The following is a 15,014-nucleotide window of genomic DNA, read 5'->3' as shown; positions in this document are numbered from 1 at the left end:
CCGCCATGACTCAGCGTCTCGGGGTCTGCACCGGCACGCCGAAGCGCACGATGGTGAGGGGGCCATCGTCGCTCGGAGGGGCGGAGCCGGTATCGTTGGCATCGGCGAGAGAGCGCAGGGCGAGCGAGATCTGCCCCACCTTCTGCGCGAGCGTCAGCACCTCGGCCTGGGCGGGGTCGACCTCGAGCGTCGCCGTCTCGCCTGTGACGACCTTTTCGCCGTCCTTCTCCTGCACCGTCTGGCCGATGGCCAGCACGCGGATGTTGGTGAGGATGGTCTCGGCCACCGTCACGTCGACACCCTGCTGCTTGGAGGCCTCCTCGTCGCGCCAGGTGCGGATGACGTCGACGTGGTCATTCGGCAGGATGAAGCCGCCGGCGGAGGAGGCGCCGCGATTGTCGATGCTGATGGCGATGGCGCGCTTGCCGGCGGGCAGGATGGCGGACATGAAGCCCGAGCCGTCGGCCTTGATCAGCCGCTCGTGCCGCACGGGCTCGCCGGCCAGGATGGCGGTGCGGGCGATGGCACCGGAGATGGCCTCCATGGCACCCGGCTCAGCCGCGCGGGTGATGACGCCCTTGGGCACGCTGTCTTCCGGCCAGGCCTGCCAGCGCAGGTCGTCCGCCTTGATGCTGTTGCCCATGGGCAGGTCGACGGCGGCGACGAGCACCTCCTCGGTCTTGACCGCGGGCTCGGCAGCAACCGGCTCTGGCGCCGGTGCCGGCGGTGGCTTGCGGCCGGCGGCCAGATAGGCTGCAGCCACGCCGGCGGCGAGCGCGACGCCGAGAATGACGAGACGGGCTGGTTTCATATCGATCAGAGACCCCAACGAGGGTCACTCCCCCATTGGCGGGAATCTGATCAGCCAATCGTCAAATTATGGTTAACAGAACGTATGCCCGACCGTTCGAATGGCATTTGTTGCCGGGCGGCTGCTGTCAGTGGGCGAGGAGCGCGGCCCGCCAGATGTCCGTCTGCGGATAGATGAGGAGCGCCGCGCCGGCGAGGGCGACGCCGTAGGGGATGCCGCGGTTGGCAGCATGCAGGCGCTGTGCCCAGCCCCAGCCGAGCGCGAAGGCTGGCAGCGGCACCTTGCGCAGGCCGAGGACGACAAGGGTGAGAAGGCCGCCGAGCAAGGATGCGCTCACGAGATAGGCCATGAGGTGGCCGAAGCCGAACCACAGCGCGGTCGCCGCCGCGAGTTTGGCATCACCTCCGCCGATCCAGCCGGCGGCGAAGAGGCCAAAGCCGATGGCGAGAACCAGCGCCGCCGCCGCGACGTGCCAGCCGATGACGGACAGCGGCAGCCCTGCGGCGAGGGCGACGACGAAGAAGCCGGCCACCAGTGCGAGGCTCACCCTGTTTGAGATCGTCATCGTCGCGATGTCGCTCGCCGCGGCGAAGGCCATGAGCGCGGGAAAGAGCGTGAGGATGGCGACGTCGGTCATCGGGGCCCGCCTTGCGCTGTCCTGAGGCGTCTCGAGATGGTGGCTGTCCGCCAAATGCGGTTGCAACGGCTCCGCCCGTTGCGGAGCCGTTGCAAGCGATCCGTCAGTGCCCGACCCTTACTGAGTCTTGGCGGCTTCCGCCGACAGCTTGTTGCCGACGCCCTCGAAGATGTCGGTCAGCCCGTCGCCGAGCACGCCGAGCGCGGTGATGATCGCGACCGCGACGAGAGCGGCGATGAGGCCGTATTCGATCGCGGTGGCGCCGGACTCGTCGCTGACGAAACGGGAAAACAGCGTCTTCATGGATGAACTCCTGCTATCACACTCTTGCACTGTCCGCCGGTTATTTCGCTGCACCGCTCGGAACTGGCTCGACGTTATCGGCAGCTTCTTTCGGCAAAGTTAAAGTGATCGCAGAAAGCGGCATCTGGCGATGACTTGTGCGGCGTAGTTAAGCGCCGGTTATTACGATTGTCGACAAATAGTAACCGGGCATTCAGAAGTTGCGGCCCGCGCCCCGCTCCGTTCCCCTTTTCGCCGCAGCTTCTTTCGCCGCATGGCTCGGTTCCGTTGCGTTGCCGGCGGGCGGCGATGTTGCGTTAGGCAATGTTTCACCAATGTCCGGCAAGTTGACGGCAATATTCGTGGGAGAAGTGAGGGGTTGGCATGAAAGCGCGCCGGAACATGGGTTCGGCAGGCGGCGGGGGCGGGCTGGCCGCGGTGCTCGCGGCCGTTGCGTGTCTCGTGGCCGCCTCGCCGGCACCGGCCCTGACGAAGGGCGAGACGGTCACTGTCGCGGCCGACCAGGCGCGGCTCGTGCGCCTGCCGGCCGGTGCGCAGACGGTCATCGTCGGCAACCCGGCCATTGCGGACGTGAGCATGCAGCGCAACGGCATCCTCGTCGTCACCGGCAAGAGCTTCGGCACAACCAACCTCATCGCGCTCGACGCAAGCGGCAACGTGCTCGCCGAATCCCTCATCCAGGTGGAGGAGCCGGCGTCGACCGTGGTCACTGTCCTGCGCGGCACGGCGCGCGAATCGCTCTCCTGCACGCCGAACTGCCAGCCCATGCTGACGCTCGGCGACGATATGACCTATTTCACCGAGCGCGCGGACCAGATGAAGCAGCGCAACCAGCTCGCCACCGGCCAGTAGTGACAGGGCGGCGGGGGCTTCGTGCAATGCGGCGCATCGGACGGCACCAAGGCGCCTGCGGTCCTGTGAGCGGGGCCGGCGTGTCCCGCTTCCTATCCCTGCTGCGGCGCTTCCGCCGCGGGGAAGACGGCGCGACGGCGGTGGAATTCGCCCTCGTCGTCATCCCGTTCGTCGCCCTCATGTTTACGCTGATCGAGACGGCGCTCGTCTTCTTCACCGAACAGGCGCTCGAGACGGCGGTGCAGAATTCGGCGCGTCTCATCCTCACCGGACAGGTGCAGGCGGAAAGTTACGGCGGCGCGGTGGATGAGAAGCTCAAGAGGTTCAGGGAAGACGTGTGTGCGCAGGGGCCCTTCGTGCTCGTCAGCGTCGAGGACTGCCGCGCCCGCGTTGCCATAGACGTGCGCACAGTCTCGGGCTTCGCCGCTGCGGACACGTCCCTGCCGGTCAACCATCGCGGCGAGATCGATACGAGCAACTTCATCTTCTCGCCCGGCCAGGCCGGCGATATCGTTGTGGTACGCGTGGCGCTCGAGGTGCCGATTTTCATTCCGATCCTCAATCCCGGCCTCGCCAACCTTGCCAACGGCAACCGGCTGGTCATGTCCTCGGCGGCTTTCCGCAACGAGCCGTTTCCGCAGCCGGTCGGCCAGGGGACGTGAGCCGATGCGTCGACCCGGCAGAACTTCCCCCGCTTCGGCCCGCTGGCTGACGGCCCGGCTCGGTATCCTCCGGCGCGACCGGCGCGGCGTCGCTGCCGTCGAGTTCGCGCTGGTGCTGCCACTGATGCTCGTCATGTACATCGGCATGGCGGTGGTGACGGTCGGCATCAGCATTGACCGCAAGCTGACCATCGCCTCGCGCGCGCTCGCTGACCTCGCGGCCCAGCGCAGCCGCATCAGCGACAGCGAGAAGGACAACATCTTCGCGGCGGCATCGGCGGTGATGGCGCCCTATTCGCCGGCCGGGGCCGAGCTCGTCCTGTTCAGCGTCTACATCGACAGCAAGGGCGTGGCGCGGGTGTGCTGGTCCGACGGCAACAAGCCCGGCATCGCACCGAAGCCGGGCTCGGTCTTCACCTTCCCGCCTTCGGCAGAGGATCTTGCCAAGAACCGCAACTCGTCCGTCATCGTCGGCCAGATCACCTATCCCTATTCCACCGGCCTGACGGGCCTCTTCGAGAGGCTCGGCGTCTTCGGCAACACCTTTGTCAACGGCGTGCTGCGCCTGAGCGAGACGACCTACATGCGTCCCCGGTCCGTGGCCCAGGTGGCGCGCGACGGCCAGTCGACCTGCAAGGTGGGCTGAGGGCGGCGCGCGGGCTTGTCCCTGCCGGGGCCGTGGCGCAGATTGCGGCCGACGAGCCATCCCGAGGAGCCTGCATCGCACCATGGTCCATCACGAGGCTGCAGCCATGACGCGCATCACCACCGTCGTCTTCGACGTCGGCAATGTCCTCATTTCGTGGGATCCGCGCCACCTCTACCGCCGCATCTTCGACGGCGACGAGGAGCGGGTCGAGCGTTTCCTCGCGGAGGTCTGCACGGCGGAGTGGAACCTCGAGCAGGACCGTGGCCGCTCCTTCGCCGAGGCGATCGCTGAGCGCGTGGCGGCCTTCCCGCAGTGGCGGGAGGAGATCGAGGCCTACGACCGGCGCTGGCACGAGATGGTGCCGGGTGCCATCGAGGGCACGGTGCGCATCCTGGAGACGCTGCGCGCCGCGGGCGTGCCGACCTATGCCATCACCAACTTCTCGGCCGAGAAGTTCGCCGAGACGCGGGCGCGCTTCCCCTTCCTCGACGGCTTCCACGGCATCGTCGTTTCAGCGCACGAGAGACTGGTGAAGCCGGACGAGGCGATCTATCGCGTGCTTCTCGACCGCTACGGACTCGAGGCCGGGCAATGCCTGTTCATCGACGACAGCCCGGCGAACGTGGCGGCGGCCCGTGCCGTGGGCATGGCCGCGCACCATTTCACCGCTCCAGACCGCCTGGCGCAGGCCCTCAGGGCCGAGGGCCTGCCGGTCTGAGGCGCGGTGCCGATCAGATCGTCTGGTTGTAGGCGCCGACCTCGGGGTTCTCGCGCAGCACCGTGTCGACGGCCTTGAACATCTCGCGCATGCGCGCTTCCGACACCGGGCTCTCGACGACAACGACCAGCTCCGGCTTGTTGGAGGAGGCGCGCACGAGGCCCCATGTGCCGTCCTCGGCAACGACGCGTACCCCGTTGACGGTGATGAGGTCCGCAATCTTCTGGCCAGCGACGGTTTCGCCCCGGTCCCGCATCTCGGTGAAGCGCTTCACCACGCGCTCGACGACCTCGTACTTCACCTCGTCGGCGCAGTGCGGCGCCATGGTCGGCGAGCCCCAGGTCTTCGGCAGGTCGCGGTAGAGGTCGGCCATCGACTTGCCGGGGTTGCGGTCCAGCATGTCGCAGACGGCAAGGGCCGTCAGGATGCCGTCGTCATAGCCGCGACCGATCGGCCTGTTGAAGAAGAAGTGGCCCGATTTCTCGAAGCCGGCGAGCGCCGACAGCTCGCTGACGCGGCGCTTGATGTAGCTGTGGCCGGTCTTCCAGTAATCCACCTTCACGCCGTTCGCCTTGAGGGCAGGGTCGGTGTTGAACAGGCCGGTCGACTTCACGTCCACGACGAAGGTGGAGCCGGGGTAGAGGCTCGACAGGTCGCGCGCCAGCATGACGCCGATCTTGTCGGCGAAGATCTCGTTGCCCTCGTTGTCCACGACGCCGCAGCGGTCGCCGTCGCCGTCGAAGCCGAGGCCGACGTCGGCGCCCGTCTCGCGCACCTTCTCCGCCATGGCATGAAGCATCTTCATGTCCTCGGGGTTGGGGTTGTAGCGCGGGAAGGTGTGGTCGAGCTCGGCATCGAGCGGGATCACCTCGCAGCCGATGGCTTCGAGCACTCTCGGCGCGAAGGCACCGGCCGTGCCGTTGCCGCAGGCGGCGACCACCCTGATCTTGCGCGTCAGCTTGGGACGGTTCGTGAGGTCGGCGATGTAGCGCTCGGGGAAGTTCTCGATGAACTCGTAGGCGCCCCCGCCGGAGAGGTCGAAGCTCGCCGACAGCACGATGTCCTTCAGTCGGCCCATCTCCTCGGGGCCGAAGGTGACGGGGCGGCGCGCCCCCATCTTCACGCCCGTCCAGCCGTTGTCGTTGTGTGAGGCGGTGACCATGGCAACCGCCGGCACGTCAAGGTCGAACTGGGCGAAGTAGGCCATCGGCGACAGGGCGAGGCCGATGTCCTTCACCCGGATGCCCGCGGCCATGAGGCCGGAAACGAGGGCATACTTGATGGCCGAGGAATAGCCGCGGAAGTCGTGGCCCGTCACGATCTCGGGCTTGACGCCCATCTCCTTGATGAGCGTGCCGAGGCCCATACCCAGCGCCTGGACGCCCATGAGGTTGATTTCCTTCTGGAACAGCCAGCGCGCGTCGTATTCGCGAAAGCCGGTGGGTTTCACCATCGGCAGCGATTCGTAGTCGTAGGTGTTCGGCGTCAGGGCCGGCAGAGGCTTCGGAAACATGGAGTTGGCTTCGTCCTTCTGATGGGCTCTCGTCGTGCGGTTACATGGTTGGGTCCGAGCCTTGCCGGCAATGGCGGCAGAAGCTGGACCGAGGGGGTCAAGGTCTGGCTCGCCTCACGGTTTCAACACCATCGTGTCGGCGGTGGTCTCGAAGCCGCCGAGGCGGGAGAGGAACGACATGCCGAGGAGCCCCCCGGTAGCGAGCGCCTCGCGCTTCAGGATGACGGCCTGCACGTCGCGCACGACGATGCTCCCGAGCTGCACCTCGCGCAAGATGGTGCGTGCACCGAGGGTCGTGCCGTTGGCCGTGCCGAGACGAAGCTTGTAGTCGCTCGGGAAGGGGCGGATGCCGGCGCGCGCCGCATCGTCCTCATTGAGGACGACGAGGCTTGCGCCCGTGTCCACCATCATGCGCATGGGGACGCCGTTGACGCGGACCTCGGCCACGAAATGGCCGTTGCTGGTTCTCCTCAGCCGTTCGCTGCCGCCGCTTGCGCGCGAAGGGCGCGGGGCATCGACGGCAGGCGCGGCCGCCTGCGTCTCTACGGGCGCCTGCGGTACCGCGAGGCGCCGGGCGAGGTCGGTCGTCACGAACAGGGCGAGCGCAACCACGACGAGCGCCGCGGCCGTCGTCTTCACGATGAGCCCCGTCATGCAGCCTTTCCTCGCGAGCGGCGGACGTCAGCCACATCATGCCGGACAAGCGTGAACGGCGGGTGAACCTCCGGCGGCCGCGTCAGAACGCGGTGCGCTGGCGGATGGCGGCCGAGAGGGTGCCCTCGTCGAGATAGTCGAGCTCGCCGCCGACAGGCACGCCATGGGCGAGGCGGGTGATCTTCACCGGCAGGTGGGAGAGGAGGTCGGTGATGTAGTGCGCCGTGGTCTGGCCGTCGACGGTGGCGTTGAGGGCGAGGATCACTTCCTTCACCTCCGGCGCGGAGGCGCGGGCGACGAGTCTGTCGAGGTTGAGGTCCTCCGGACGCACGCCGTCAAGGGCCGAGAGCACGCCGCCGAGGACGTGGTAGCGCGCGTTCATGACGGCCGCGCGCTCGAGGGCCCACAGGTCCGACACGTCCTCCACGACGATGAGGACGGAAGGGTCGCGCCGCGCATCGGAGCAGACGGCGCAGGGGTCGCTCGTGTCGACGTTGCCGCAGGAGGAGCAGACGACGACGCGCTCGGCGGCAACGCGCACCGCCTCGGCGAGGGGCGCCAGCAGCTGCTCGCGCTTCTTGATGAGATGCAGCGCCGCCCGCCGGGCCGAGCGCGGGCCGAGCCCGGGCAGGCGGGCCAGAAGCTGGATGAGGCGCTCGATCTCGGGTCCGACCGGAGAGGGCATGGCGAAGGCGGCGATGGTTCAGTCAGCGTGCCGGGATCAGGGGGGCTAGAACGGCAGCTTGAGGCCAGGCGGCAGCGGCAGGCCCTTCGTCAGCTCGGCCATCCGCTCCTGCGCGAGGCGCTCGCCCTTCTGGCGGGCATCGTTGCAGGCGGCGACGAGGAGGTCTTCGAGGATTTCCTTCTCCTCGGCCTTCATCAGGTTCGGGTCGATGCTCACGCCGCGCACCTCGCCCTTGGCGGTCATGCGGACGGTGACCACGCCGCCGCCGGCCGTGCCCTCGACCTCGAGGTTGCCGAGCTCGGCCTGCATGTCGGCCAGCTTCTGCTGCATGGCCTGCGCCTGCTTCATCAGGCCCATCAGGTCCTTCATCATCGTCTCCCGCTTGCGCGAACAGAATACCGGGCGACCTGACGGCGGCCCGATCAGAAATCATCGTCGATATAGAGATCTTCCTCAGCCGGGGCGAGCCCTTCCTCCTCCGCCGGCGCGGGCACCGTTTCCTCGGCCGCGATGGGGCGCACGTCCACGATCGCGGCGCCGGGAAAGCGCTGCATGACCGCCTGGACGAGGGGGTGGGCCGCGACACCGCTCAGGCGCTCTGCCGCTTCCGCCTCGGCCTTCTCGTGCAGGGTGGGGGTGTCGGACTCGCGGGCGATGGAGACAACCCAGCGCCGCCCTGTCCACTCCTGCAGGCGGCGGGCGAGGTCGCCGGCCAGCGTCTTGCTGGCGCCCTCGACGAGCGCGAACTCCACGTGCCCGTCCTCGAAATGGACGAGCCGCACGTCCCGCTCCAGGGCGCGCTTCAGCGCCACGTCACGCTTTTCGCCGGCGAGGGCGACGAGGTCCTCGAACCGGGCAAGCCGCATCTGCGGCGCCGCGGCAGCGGCTGCCGGCGCTGCGACGGAGGCGGGAGCCTGCGCGGCGGCCGAGCCGCTCGCCGCGAGCACGGGGCGCGGGCGCTCGGCGGCGCTCATCATCGGCCCGCCGCCGGAGGGCGCGGGGCCGTTGCCGCCCGCGGCTGCGGAGGCGCCGCCCTGGCGCAGCAGGCGCAGCGCCTCATCAGGCGTCGGCAGGTCGGCTGCATAGGCGAGGCGCACCAGCACCATCTCGGCGGCCGCGATGGGCCGCGGTGCCGCCTGGACCTCGGCGATGCCCTTTACCAGCATCTGCCAGGTGCGCGAGAGGACGCGGATTGAGAGCCGCGCCGCGAACTCGGCGCCGCGCGTGCGCTCGACATCCGTGATGGCGGCATCATCGGCTGCGGCAGGCACCAGCTTGAGGCGGGTGACGAAATGGGTGAAGCTGGCAAGGTCGGTAAGGACAACCGCCGGGTCGGCTCCGGCGTCGTACTGGCTCTTCAGCTCCCCGAGCGCCGCCGGCAGGTCGCCGCGCATAATGTGCTCGAACAGGTCGACGATACGTCCGCGGTCGGCGAGGCCCAGCATGGCGCGGACTTCCTCCACGCCGACGCGGCCCGCGCCGTGAGCGATGGCCTGGTCGAGCAGCGACAGCGAATCGCGCACCGAGCCCTCGGCTGCGCGGGCGATCATGGCGAGCGCCTCCGGCTCGGCCTGCACCTGCTCGGCCGCGCAGATTCGCGTCAGGTGCGCGACGAGCGTGCCAGCCTCGACGCGGCGCAGGTCAAAGCGCTGGCAGCGCGAGAGGATGGTGACGGGGACCTTGCGGATCTCGGTCGTCGCGAAGATGAACTTGGCGTGCGGCGGCGGCTCTTCCAGCGTCTTCAGGAAGGCGTTGAACGCCTTCTCCGAGAGCATATGCACCTCGTCGATGATGTAGACCTTGTAGCGGGCCGAGACGGGAGCATAGCGGATGCCGTCGATGATCTGGCGCACATCGTCGATGCCGGTGTGCGAGGCGGCGTCCATCTCCATCACGTCGACGTGCCGCGATTCCATGATGGCTTCGCAGTGCACGCCGAGCTCCGGCATATGGACGGTGGGGCCGGTGACGCCGGGGCGCTCGTAGTTGAGGGCGCGCGCGAGGATGCGCGCCGTCGTCGTCTTGCCGACGCCACGCACGCCGGTCAGCATCCAGGCCTGCGGGATGCGGCCGGTTTCAAAGGCGTTGGAGAGCGTGCGCACCATCGCCTCCTGCCCGATGAGATCGGGGAAGGCGCGGGGGCGATACTTGCGTGCAAGAACCCGGTAGGCGCTGGCAGCCTGTGGTGCGGGAGCCGGCTGGGGCAGGCCAGGCAGGCCAGGCGCATCATCCGGTGCGCCGCCGTTGTCCGTCACGGTCTCGAAATCCGCCATCGGCCCCTTCACGCTGCGGCTCGCGGGACCGTGGCCGCAACCACGTGTCCGACGCTGTGGGCGACGTCCCGAGAGAGGCCAGATCCCGGTCTGATCGAGGTGGGAGGCTGGACGAAGACCCGCCCGATCTCGTTAGGGCTGCTTCCTTCCGGACCTGACCCGGTTGGCGAGTGGAACGTCCAACGCCAACCTCCCGTCCCCTATATCGGGGATCGCGGCCGCTTGTGCAAGCCGCAAGCTGAAGCCTCCACAGCACGGGCGCATCAATGGACGTTGAGGAACTCGTGCCCCCACAACCGGGCTCGGGTACGGTTGGGATCGGCGGCCTGGTCGGCGACGAACTGGATGGATCGCGGATGGTCGGCGTCGTCGGCGACAGCCTGCGCCAGCACTTTGCTGTAGGTCTGCGTGCAGGCCGGCCGGCACAGGAAGAGCTTGTTGACCACGTAGCCGAAGGGGGCGAGTGCGCGGGGGACGGAGAAGAAGCGGTGCACGCCTTCACCGACGCCCATCGTGAGCGGATTGAGGAAGTCGTCCACGGCGACGATGCCGTCGGGCGCCAGCAGCTCTTCTGCCAGTCGCAGGTCCCAGTGGACATCGGCCGCCTCGTGCGACCCGTCGATGCTGATGAAACGGGCGGGCTGCTCCAGAACAGCGAGCAGCGTCTGCGCCGTCACGGCGATGGAGGGCCGCGCCAGAAAGACGACGTCCGGGTGGAGCTCAAGGATGAAGCGCAGGTGCTGCTCGGGAAGCTCCTGCTCGGAAACGAACTGGAAGGTGTCGACCCCTACGATGCGCGAGCCGGTGCGCAGGGCCGACCGGGCAAGGATGGAGAAATAGCGCCCGGCGAAGACGCCGATCTCAAGGAGCGACCCTTCCTTCTTCTGCTCTTCCTGCCAGCGCAGGAGGTCCATGGTCCGGGCGGCCGTGTAGTCGAACAGCCAGCCGGGCACCTTGGCCACGTATTCTTCCAGGAACAGCTTGTCGTCATGAAGCCATTGGGGTGCCCGTCGATAGAGTTTCATGGCGGCTCCGGGAGCAGGAAGTGGTGGCAGGAGGAGATGGGCGGTGCTGGGTTGCAGCGATCGGAGACACTAACCATAAGGTTGTATTAATTCAATATCGCAACCAGTGATAGCGGCGGCCGGCGGCATGTTTTCGCCGTTGGCCGATCGGCGGGCGCGACCTATAGATGGGGCAGTCCCCAATGGCTTCCACAGGATCTGCCAGCATGCCGGACAGTGCCGCCGCTTCCTTCCAGCTCGACGCGCGCCTCGAGGCTGATACCCTCTCTGTCGGCGACCTGCCGCTGTCGCGGCTGCTACTGATGAACGACAGCCGCTTTCCCTGGCTCATCCTGGTGCCGCGCCGGGCCGGGGTGTGCGAGCTCATCGACCTGTCCGAGGCGGACCATGCGGCCCTGAGCACGGAGATCCGGCAAGTGTCGGGGGCGCTGCGTGATCTCGTGCCGGCGGACAAGCTCAACGTGGCGGCGCTGGGCAACATGGTGCCGCAGCTCCATGTCCATGTGATCGCGCGCACGAGGGGCGATGTCGCCTGGCCGGGGCCCGTCTGGGGCGTCGGCCGAGCCGAGCCCTACGACGCTGCGACGGCGGAGCGGCTCGTGGCCGGGCTGTGTGCCCGGCTCGGCCTGTGAGAGGATGGAAGGCATGGCCCGCGACAGGTCAGACCACGGTGCCCTACCGGCCGGCGAGCCCTTTCCCGAGCGCTCGGCGCGGATCGGCTTTTCGCGCAATCGCCTCGTGCGGCATTCGGAGCGGCGGGAGAAGGCCAGCGATATCGCGGCGATGATGGCGGCGCCCGAGGCGCGGTCCTTCGTCGTTGCGGGGGACGTGCCGATCCTGCGGCGCGAGGGTGAAGCTTTCACGCCACGCTTCACCATGGCCGAGGCCGCGGCGCTGGCGCCGGTCGTCGAGACGGCGCTGCTCGGCACGCTCGACGGCACGCCCCTGTTCGCGACGCTGATCGCGGCGGGCGAGGCTGAAAGGCTCAAGCAGGGCGGCCTTTTCGCCATCGACCTGCGCTCCATCGCTGTCCAGGGCCTGCTGCCGCCGGACGAGCTCGGCCCGCTGGGCGAGGCCAAGGCGCTGATGGACTGGCACCGCCGGCATGGCTTCTGCGCAAACTGCGGGGCACGCACGGCGAGTGCCAGCGGCGGCTGGCGGCGTGACTGTGCCGCCTGCGGCGCGCAGCACTTTCCGCGCACCGACCCGGTGGTCATCATGCTGTCGGTTCGCGGCGACCGCTGCCTGCTGGGCCGGCAGGCGCGCTTCGCGCCGGGCATGTACTCCTGCCTTGCCGGCTTCGTGGAACCAGGCGAGACGGTGGAGGATGCCGTGCGGCGCGAGACCATGGAGGAGGCGGGCATCCGCACCGGGCGCGTGCACTATCTCGCCTCGCAACCCTGGCCCTTCCCCTCGTCGCTGATGATCGGCTGCATCGCCGAGGCACTCGACGAGAATCTCGTCGTCGACACACTCGAACTCGAGCACGCGCGCTGGTTCACGCGCGCCGAGGTCGGCGCCATGCTGCGCGGGGAACATCCCGATGGGCTTACGGCGCCGCTGCCCTTCGCCATCGCCCACCACCTCCTCAAGGCCTTTGTCGAGGAGGGGGAAGGGCTTCTGACGGGGCCGCTCAGCCGTCCATCCGGCAGCGGGTGAGCGCGTCGGCGGCGACGATGTCAGGTGCGGCGAGGCCGGAGCCCCGCGCGCCGCGGGAGAGGGCGGCCGGTTCCGCGTGCCAGACGGTGAGTTCGGCGAGGTCGGGCCAGATGACCGCGACCTCCTCCAGCATCGTCTCGCCGGCGCAGGTGCTGCGTGTGCCGGCGACGGTGCCGCCGAGCGCGCGGGCGAAGGCGACGGCCGCCACATTGTCACGCGGGATCCACAGGCCGGCGCTCTTGTGGCCGGAGGCGATCAGCGCATGAGCGAGAGCGCCCATCAGCCGGCCGCCGATGCCACGGAACTGAAGGCGCCGGGCGACGTACGGGGGCGCGATCTCCGCCTCGGTGCCGAGGCTGCCGTCGGTCGCAGGGCCGCCGGCAGCGAAACCCACGATCGTGCCGGCCCGCTCGGCGACGAGCGCGGCGCGGCCGCTGCCGTCGCTGTCGAGCCCGACATAACGGATGCTGCGCTCGCCAACCGGCACGGTCTGCGTGGCGAGCACGTAGTCCGACAGGATGCCGCGATAGGTCTCCCGCCAGACGTCGATGACGAGGCGGCCGATCGCCTCGATGTCCGCCGGTGTGGCGCGTCTGATGATGATCGACATGGCGCGGCTCCCTGATCTTGCGATTGGCGTGCAGCTTCGACCAGGAGAAGGGCCACAAAAGGGCGACACTGGTATGACAACACGACTTTCGCCGAGCCGGCTCGAAAGGCCGGCTTCCTGTCGTTGGTGCACCATAACATGTCGCGGCGGGCCGCGCAGCACCGCGCCGGCGCGATTCTACTCCGCCGGCTCGCGGATGTTCTCGCGATAGGGATGGGCGGGGAAGACGCCGAGGATATTGAGCTCGCGCGAGAAGAACCCGAGCTCCTCGAGCGCCAGCTTGAGGGGGCGCTCCTCCGGATGGCCTTCCACCTCGGCGTAGAACTGGGTGGCGGAGAACTGCCCTTCCACCATGTAGCTCTCGAGCTTCGTCATATTGATGCCGTTGGTGGCGAAGCCGCCAAGCGCCTTGTAGAGGGCCGCTGGCACGTTGCGCACGCGAAAGACGAAGCTGGTGACGGCCTTGCCGGTGCCCACCTCCATCCACTGCGCCGTGCGCGAGAGGATGACGAAGCGCGTGGTGTTGCGGGAATCGTCCTCGACATCCTCCATGAGTGTGTCGAGGCCGTAGATCTCGCCGGCGAGCCGCGTGGCGAGCGAGGCGGCAGTGGGATCGTTCCATTCCGCCACCATGCGGGCCGAGCCTGCCGTGTCGGCGGCCACCACGGCCTTGAGACCGAGCTTGCGGATGATCTTGCGGCACTGGCCGAGGGCGTGGACATGGCTGTAGACGGTCTTGATGGTGGCGAGCGTCGCCCCCTTCGGCGCCAGCAGCTGGTGGTGGATGGGCAGAAAGTACTCGCCGACGATGTGCAGGCCGGATGTCGGCAGCAGGTGATGAATGTCGGCGACGCGTCCAGCGATCGAGTTCTCGATCGGGATCATGCCCAGCTCGGCCCGCCCCTCCTGCACTGCGGCGAAAGCGTCCTCAAAGGTGGCGCAGGGCAGCGGCTCCCAGTCGGGATAGACGTCCTTGCAGGCGATGTGGGAGTTGGCGCCGGGCTCGCCCTGGTAGGCGATGATCTTCTTGGCCATCGAAGGATCCTCGTGAGGGGTCATCGGCGCTGCGCGAGCATGGCGCGCGCGCGCTCGAGATCGTGCGGTGTGTCGACGCCGAGCGGCACGTCATCCACGACGACGATATCGATGCGCATGCCGGCTTCGAGGGCCCTGAGCTGCTCCAGCCGCTCGCGGCGCTCCAGCGGCGAGGGCGGCAGGGCGACGAAGCGCGCCAGCGCGGCGCGACGATAGGCATAGAGGCCGATGTGGTGCAGCAGCGGCCCGTCGCCGTAGGGGGCGGTGGCGCGGGTGAAGTAGAGCGCGCGCAGATGGCCCGGCGCAATCTCGCTGCCGACGGCCTTCACCACGCTCGGCTCTGTCCGCTCCTCCTCACGCGTGATGACGGCGGCGAGGGTGGCGATGTCGACCGCCGGGTCGGCCAGGGGGCGCAGCGAGGCTGCGATGACGCGCGGATCGATGGTCGGCAGGTCGCCCTGCACGTTGACGACAATGTCGTGGCGCCCCTCGGGATCGAGGCGCTCGAGCGCCTCGTGGATCCGGTCCGAGCCCGACTGGTGGTCCTCGCGGGTCATCACGGCGCGCCCGCCGGCCTTGGTGACAGCTTCCGCGATGGCGGGCGTGTCGGTCGCCACGACGACGGGGCCGATGCCCGCCTCCTCGGCCCGGCGCATGACGTGCACGATCATCGGCTCGCCTGCGATGTCCGCCAGGGGCTTGTCCGGCAGGCGCGTCGAGGCGAGGCGGGCGGGGATGAGGACGATGGGATCGGACATGTCGCGTTTCGCTGGTCGGTCTCGTCGAGGCGCGGCCGGGTGCTGGCAGGCGGCGCGGGGGGCTTATAGCAGGCGCTGCGCCGTCCGTCCTCCCCTCACGCGCGGTGGACAATTCCGCGCGTGAGGGCGGTGCGACGACATAACCGCACGCGCCTTATTGCCAAAAGCCC

General features: G+C 68.6%; 18 protein-coding genes and 1 other RNA gene. 6 read left to right on the top strand and 13 right to left on the bottom strand.

What is annotated here, in order from left to right; all coding sequences use genetic code 11:
- Positions 1-10: 10 nt before the first annotated feature.
- The 3 genes from cpaB to HNQ73_RS04230 form a co-directional block, all read right to left on the bottom strand.
- Positions 11-811 (bottom strand): Flp pilus assembly protein CpaB, encoded by an 801-nt coding sequence (gene cpaB, locus HNQ73_RS04240; RefSeq protein WP_183332600.1) that lies wholly within the window; start codon positions 809-811, stop codon positions 11-13.
- Positions 812-938: 127 nt separating this feature from the next.
- Positions 939-1,448: an A24 family peptidase gene (locus tag HNQ73_RS04235; RefSeq protein ID WP_183332597.1), complete on the bottom strand. Its 510-nt coding sequence runs from the start codon at positions 1,446-1,448 to the stop codon at positions 939-941.
- Positions 1,449-1,565: 117 nt separating this feature from the next.
- Positions 1,566-1,751: a Flp family type IVb pilin gene (locus tag HNQ73_RS04230; protein WP_183332596.1), complete on the bottom strand. Its 186-nt coding sequence runs from the start codon at positions 1,749-1,751 to the stop codon at positions 1,566-1,568.
- Positions 1,752-2,114: 363 nt separating this feature from the next.
- Between HNQ73_RS04230 and HNQ73_RS04225 the strand changes: the two genes are divergently transcribed.
- The 4 genes from HNQ73_RS04225 to HNQ73_RS04210 all read left to right on the top strand — a co-directional run bounded on the left by HNQ73_RS04225 (position 2,115) and on the right by HNQ73_RS04210 (position 4,632).
- On the top strand, positions 2,115-2,603 hold the full coding sequence (locus HNQ73_RS04225) for a pilus assembly protein N-terminal domain-containing protein (RefSeq protein WP_183332594.1): 489 nt from the start codon (positions 2,115-2,117) through the stop codon (positions 2,601-2,603).
- 80 nt (positions 2,604-2,683) lie between these two features.
- Complete coding sequence (locus HNQ73_RS04220) at positions 2,684-3,265, top strand: TadE/TadG family type IV pilus assembly protein (RefSeq protein ID WP_183332592.1); 582 nt, start codon at positions 2,684-2,686, stop codon at positions 3,263-3,265.
- Positions 3,266-3,269: 4 nt separating this feature from the next.
- A complete protein-coding gene (locus HNQ73_RS04215) occupies positions 3,270-3,911 on the top strand; it encodes a TadE/TadG family type IV pilus assembly protein (RefSeq protein ID WP_183332590.1) in 642 nt (213 codons plus the stop codon).
- A 106-nt stretch (positions 3,912-4,017) separates the two neighbouring features.
- Positions 4,018-4,632: an HAD family hydrolase gene (locus tag HNQ73_RS04210; protein ID WP_244649869.1), complete on the top strand. Its 615-nt coding sequence runs from the start codon at positions 4,018-4,020 to the stop codon at positions 4,630-4,632.
- A gap of 13 nt (positions 4,633-4,645) precedes the next feature.
- Here the strand turns inward: HNQ73_RS04210 and HNQ73_RS04205 are convergent, their stop codons facing one another.
- The 7 genes from HNQ73_RS04205 to HNQ73_RS04175 all read right to left on the bottom strand — a co-directional run bounded on the left by HNQ73_RS04205 (position 4,646) and on the right by HNQ73_RS04175 (position 10,782).
- A complete protein-coding gene (locus HNQ73_RS04205) occupies positions 4,646-6,145 on the bottom strand; it encodes a phosphomannomutase/phosphoglucomutase (protein WP_183332586.1) in 1,500 nt (499 codons plus the stop codon).
- 114 nt (positions 6,146-6,259) lie between these two features.
- On the bottom strand, positions 6,260-6,799 hold the full coding sequence (locus HNQ73_RS04200; RefSeq protein WP_183332585.1) for a retropepsin-like aspartic protease family protein: 540 nt from the start codon (positions 6,797-6,799) through the stop codon (positions 6,260-6,262).
- An 82-nt stretch (positions 6,800-6,881) separates the two neighbouring features.
- A complete protein-coding gene (recR, locus tag HNQ73_RS04195) occupies positions 6,882-7,484 on the bottom strand; it encodes a recombination mediator RecR (RefSeq protein WP_183332583.1) in 603 nt (200 codons plus the stop codon).
- A gap of 45 nt (positions 7,485-7,529) precedes the next feature.
- A complete protein-coding gene (locus HNQ73_RS04190) occupies positions 7,530-7,853 on the bottom strand; it encodes a YbaB/EbfC family nucleoid-associated protein (RefSeq protein ID WP_183333308.1) in 324 nt (107 codons plus the stop codon).
- A gap of 53 nt (positions 7,854-7,906) precedes the next feature.
- The gene (locus HNQ73_RS04185) at positions 7,907-9,757 is read right to left on the bottom strand and encodes a DNA polymerase III subunit gamma/tau (RefSeq protein ID WP_183332581.1); all 1,851 of its coding nucleotides are present in this window, start codon (positions 9,755-9,757) and stop codon (positions 7,907-7,909) included.
- A 98-nt stretch (positions 9,758-9,855) separates the two neighbouring features.
- Positions 9,856-9,952, bottom strand: an RNA gene (ffs, locus tag HNQ73_RS04180) — signal recognition particle sRNA small type.
- A 68-nt stretch (positions 9,953-10,020) separates the two neighbouring features.
- On the bottom strand, positions 10,021-10,782 hold the full coding sequence (locus HNQ73_RS04175) for a class I SAM-dependent methyltransferase (RefSeq protein WP_183332579.1): 762 nt from the start codon (positions 10,780-10,782) through the stop codon (positions 10,021-10,023).
- Positions 10,783-10,988: 206 nt separating this feature from the next.
- Here HNQ73_RS04175 and HNQ73_RS04170 point away from each other — a divergent pair, with 206 nt between their 5' ends.
- Both HNQ73_RS04170 and nudC read left to right on the top strand, forming a co-directional pair.
- Positions 10,989-11,414 carry an HIT domain-containing protein gene (locus tag HNQ73_RS04170; RefSeq protein WP_183332577.1) on the top strand — a complete coding sequence of 142 codons (426 nt, stop codon included), beginning with the start codon at positions 10,989-10,991 and terminating at the stop codon, positions 11,412-11,414.
- A 13-nt stretch (positions 11,415-11,427) separates the two neighbouring features.
- Complete coding sequence (gene nudC, locus HNQ73_RS04165; RefSeq protein ID WP_183332575.1) at positions 11,428-12,441, top strand: NAD(+) diphosphatase; 1,014 nt, start codon at positions 11,428-11,430, stop codon at positions 12,439-12,441.
- Here the strand turns inward: nudC and HNQ73_RS04160 are convergent.
- From HNQ73_RS04160 to HNQ73_RS04150, 3 genes are all read right to left on the bottom strand, one after another.
- Positions 12,416-13,051 (bottom strand): GNAT family N-acetyltransferase, encoded by a 636-nt coding sequence (locus HNQ73_RS04160; protein WP_183332573.1) that lies wholly within the window; start codon positions 13,049-13,051, stop codon positions 12,416-12,418. The genes nudC and HNQ73_RS04160 overlap by 26 nt on opposite strands.
- Positions 13,052-13,228: 177 nt before the next feature.
- Complete coding sequence (locus tag HNQ73_RS04155) at positions 13,229-14,086, bottom strand: prephenate dehydratase (RefSeq protein ID WP_183332571.1); 858 nt, start codon at positions 14,084-14,086, stop codon at positions 13,229-13,231.
- A gap of 20 nt (positions 14,087-14,106) precedes the next feature.
- Positions 14,107-14,844 (bottom strand): 3-deoxy-manno-octulosonate cytidylyltransferase, encoded by a 738-nt coding sequence (locus tag HNQ73_RS04150; RefSeq protein WP_183332569.1) that lies wholly within the window; start codon positions 14,842-14,844, stop codon positions 14,107-14,109.
- Positions 14,845-15,014 lie beyond the last annotated feature (170 nt).

The sequence above is a fragment of the Chelatococcus composti genome (genome assembly GCF_014201415.1).
Classification (GTDB): domain Bacteria; phylum Pseudomonadota; class Alphaproteobacteria; order Rhizobiales; family Beijerinckiaceae; genus Chelatococcus_A; species Chelatococcus_A composti.
Note: the sequence above shows the minus strand (reverse complement) of the source record. Positions and strands in the feature narration are given on the sequence as shown.

Excerpts from the sequence above, each read along its gene's own strand:
- HNQ73_RS04205 (WP_183332586.1), bottom strand. The coding sequence starts at position 6,145 with ATGTTTCCGAAGCCTCTGCCGGCCCTGACGCCGAACACCTACGACTAC.
- HNQ73_RS04170 (WP_183332577.1), top strand. The coding sequence starts at position 10,989 with ATGCCGGACAGTGCCGCCGCTTCCTTCCAGCTCGACGCGCGCCTCGAG.
- HNQ73_RS04200 (WP_183332585.1), bottom strand. The coding sequence starts at position 6,799 with ATGACGGGGCTCATCGTGAAGACGACGGCCGCGGCGCTCGTCGTGGTT.
- HNQ73_RS04155 (WP_183332571.1), bottom strand. The coding sequence starts at position 14,086 with ATGGCCAAGAAGATCATCGCCTACCAGGGCGAGCCCGGCGCCAACTCC.
- HNQ73_RS04185 (WP_183332581.1), bottom strand. The coding sequence starts at position 9,757 with ATGGCGGATTTCGAGACCGTGACGGACAACGGCGGCGCACCGGATGAT.
- HNQ73_RS04230 (WP_183332596.1), bottom strand. The coding sequence starts at position 1,751 with ATGAAGACGCTGTTTTCCCGTTTCGTCAGCGACGAGTCCGGCGCCACC.
- HNQ73_RS04235 (WP_183332597.1), bottom strand. The coding sequence starts at position 1,448 with ATGACCGACGTCGCCATCCTCACGCTCTTTCCCGCGCTCATGGCCTTC.
- HNQ73_RS04160 (WP_183332573.1), bottom strand. The coding sequence starts at position 13,051 with ATGTCGATCATCATCAGACGCGCCACACCGGCGGACATCGAGGCGATC.
- HNQ73_RS04190 (WP_183333308.1), bottom strand. The coding sequence starts at position 7,853 with ATGAAGGACCTGATGGGCCTGATGAAGCAGGCGCAGGCCATGCAGCAG.
- HNQ73_RS04225 (WP_183332594.1), top strand. The coding sequence starts at position 2,115 with ATGAAAGCGCGCCGGAACATGGGTTCGGCAGGCGGCGGGGGCGGGCTG.
- HNQ73_RS04215 (WP_183332590.1), top strand. The coding sequence starts at position 3,270 with ATGCGTCGACCCGGCAGAACTTCCCCCGCTTCGGCCCGCTGGCTGACG.
- HNQ73_RS04210 (WP_244649869.1), top strand. The coding sequence starts at position 4,018 with ATGACGCGCATCACCACCGTCGTCTTCGACGTCGGCAATGTCCTCATT.
- recR (WP_183332583.1), bottom strand. The coding sequence starts at position 7,484 with ATGCCCTCTCCGGTCGGACCCGAGATCGAGCGCCTCATCCAGCTTCTG.
- HNQ73_RS04150 (WP_183332569.1), bottom strand. The coding sequence starts at position 14,844 with ATGTCCGATCCCATCGTCCTCATCCCCGCCCGCCTCGCCTCGACGCGC.
- cpaB (WP_183332600.1), bottom strand. The coding sequence starts at position 811 with ATGAAACCAGCCCGTCTCGTCATTCTCGGCGTCGCGCTCGCCGCCGGC.
- nudC (WP_183332575.1), top strand. The coding sequence starts at position 11,428 with ATGGCCCGCGACAGGTCAGACCACGGTGCCCTACCGGCCGGCGAGCCC.
- HNQ73_RS04175 (WP_183332579.1), bottom strand. The coding sequence starts at position 10,782 with ATGAAACTCTATCGACGGGCACCCCAATGGCTTCATGACGACAAGCTG.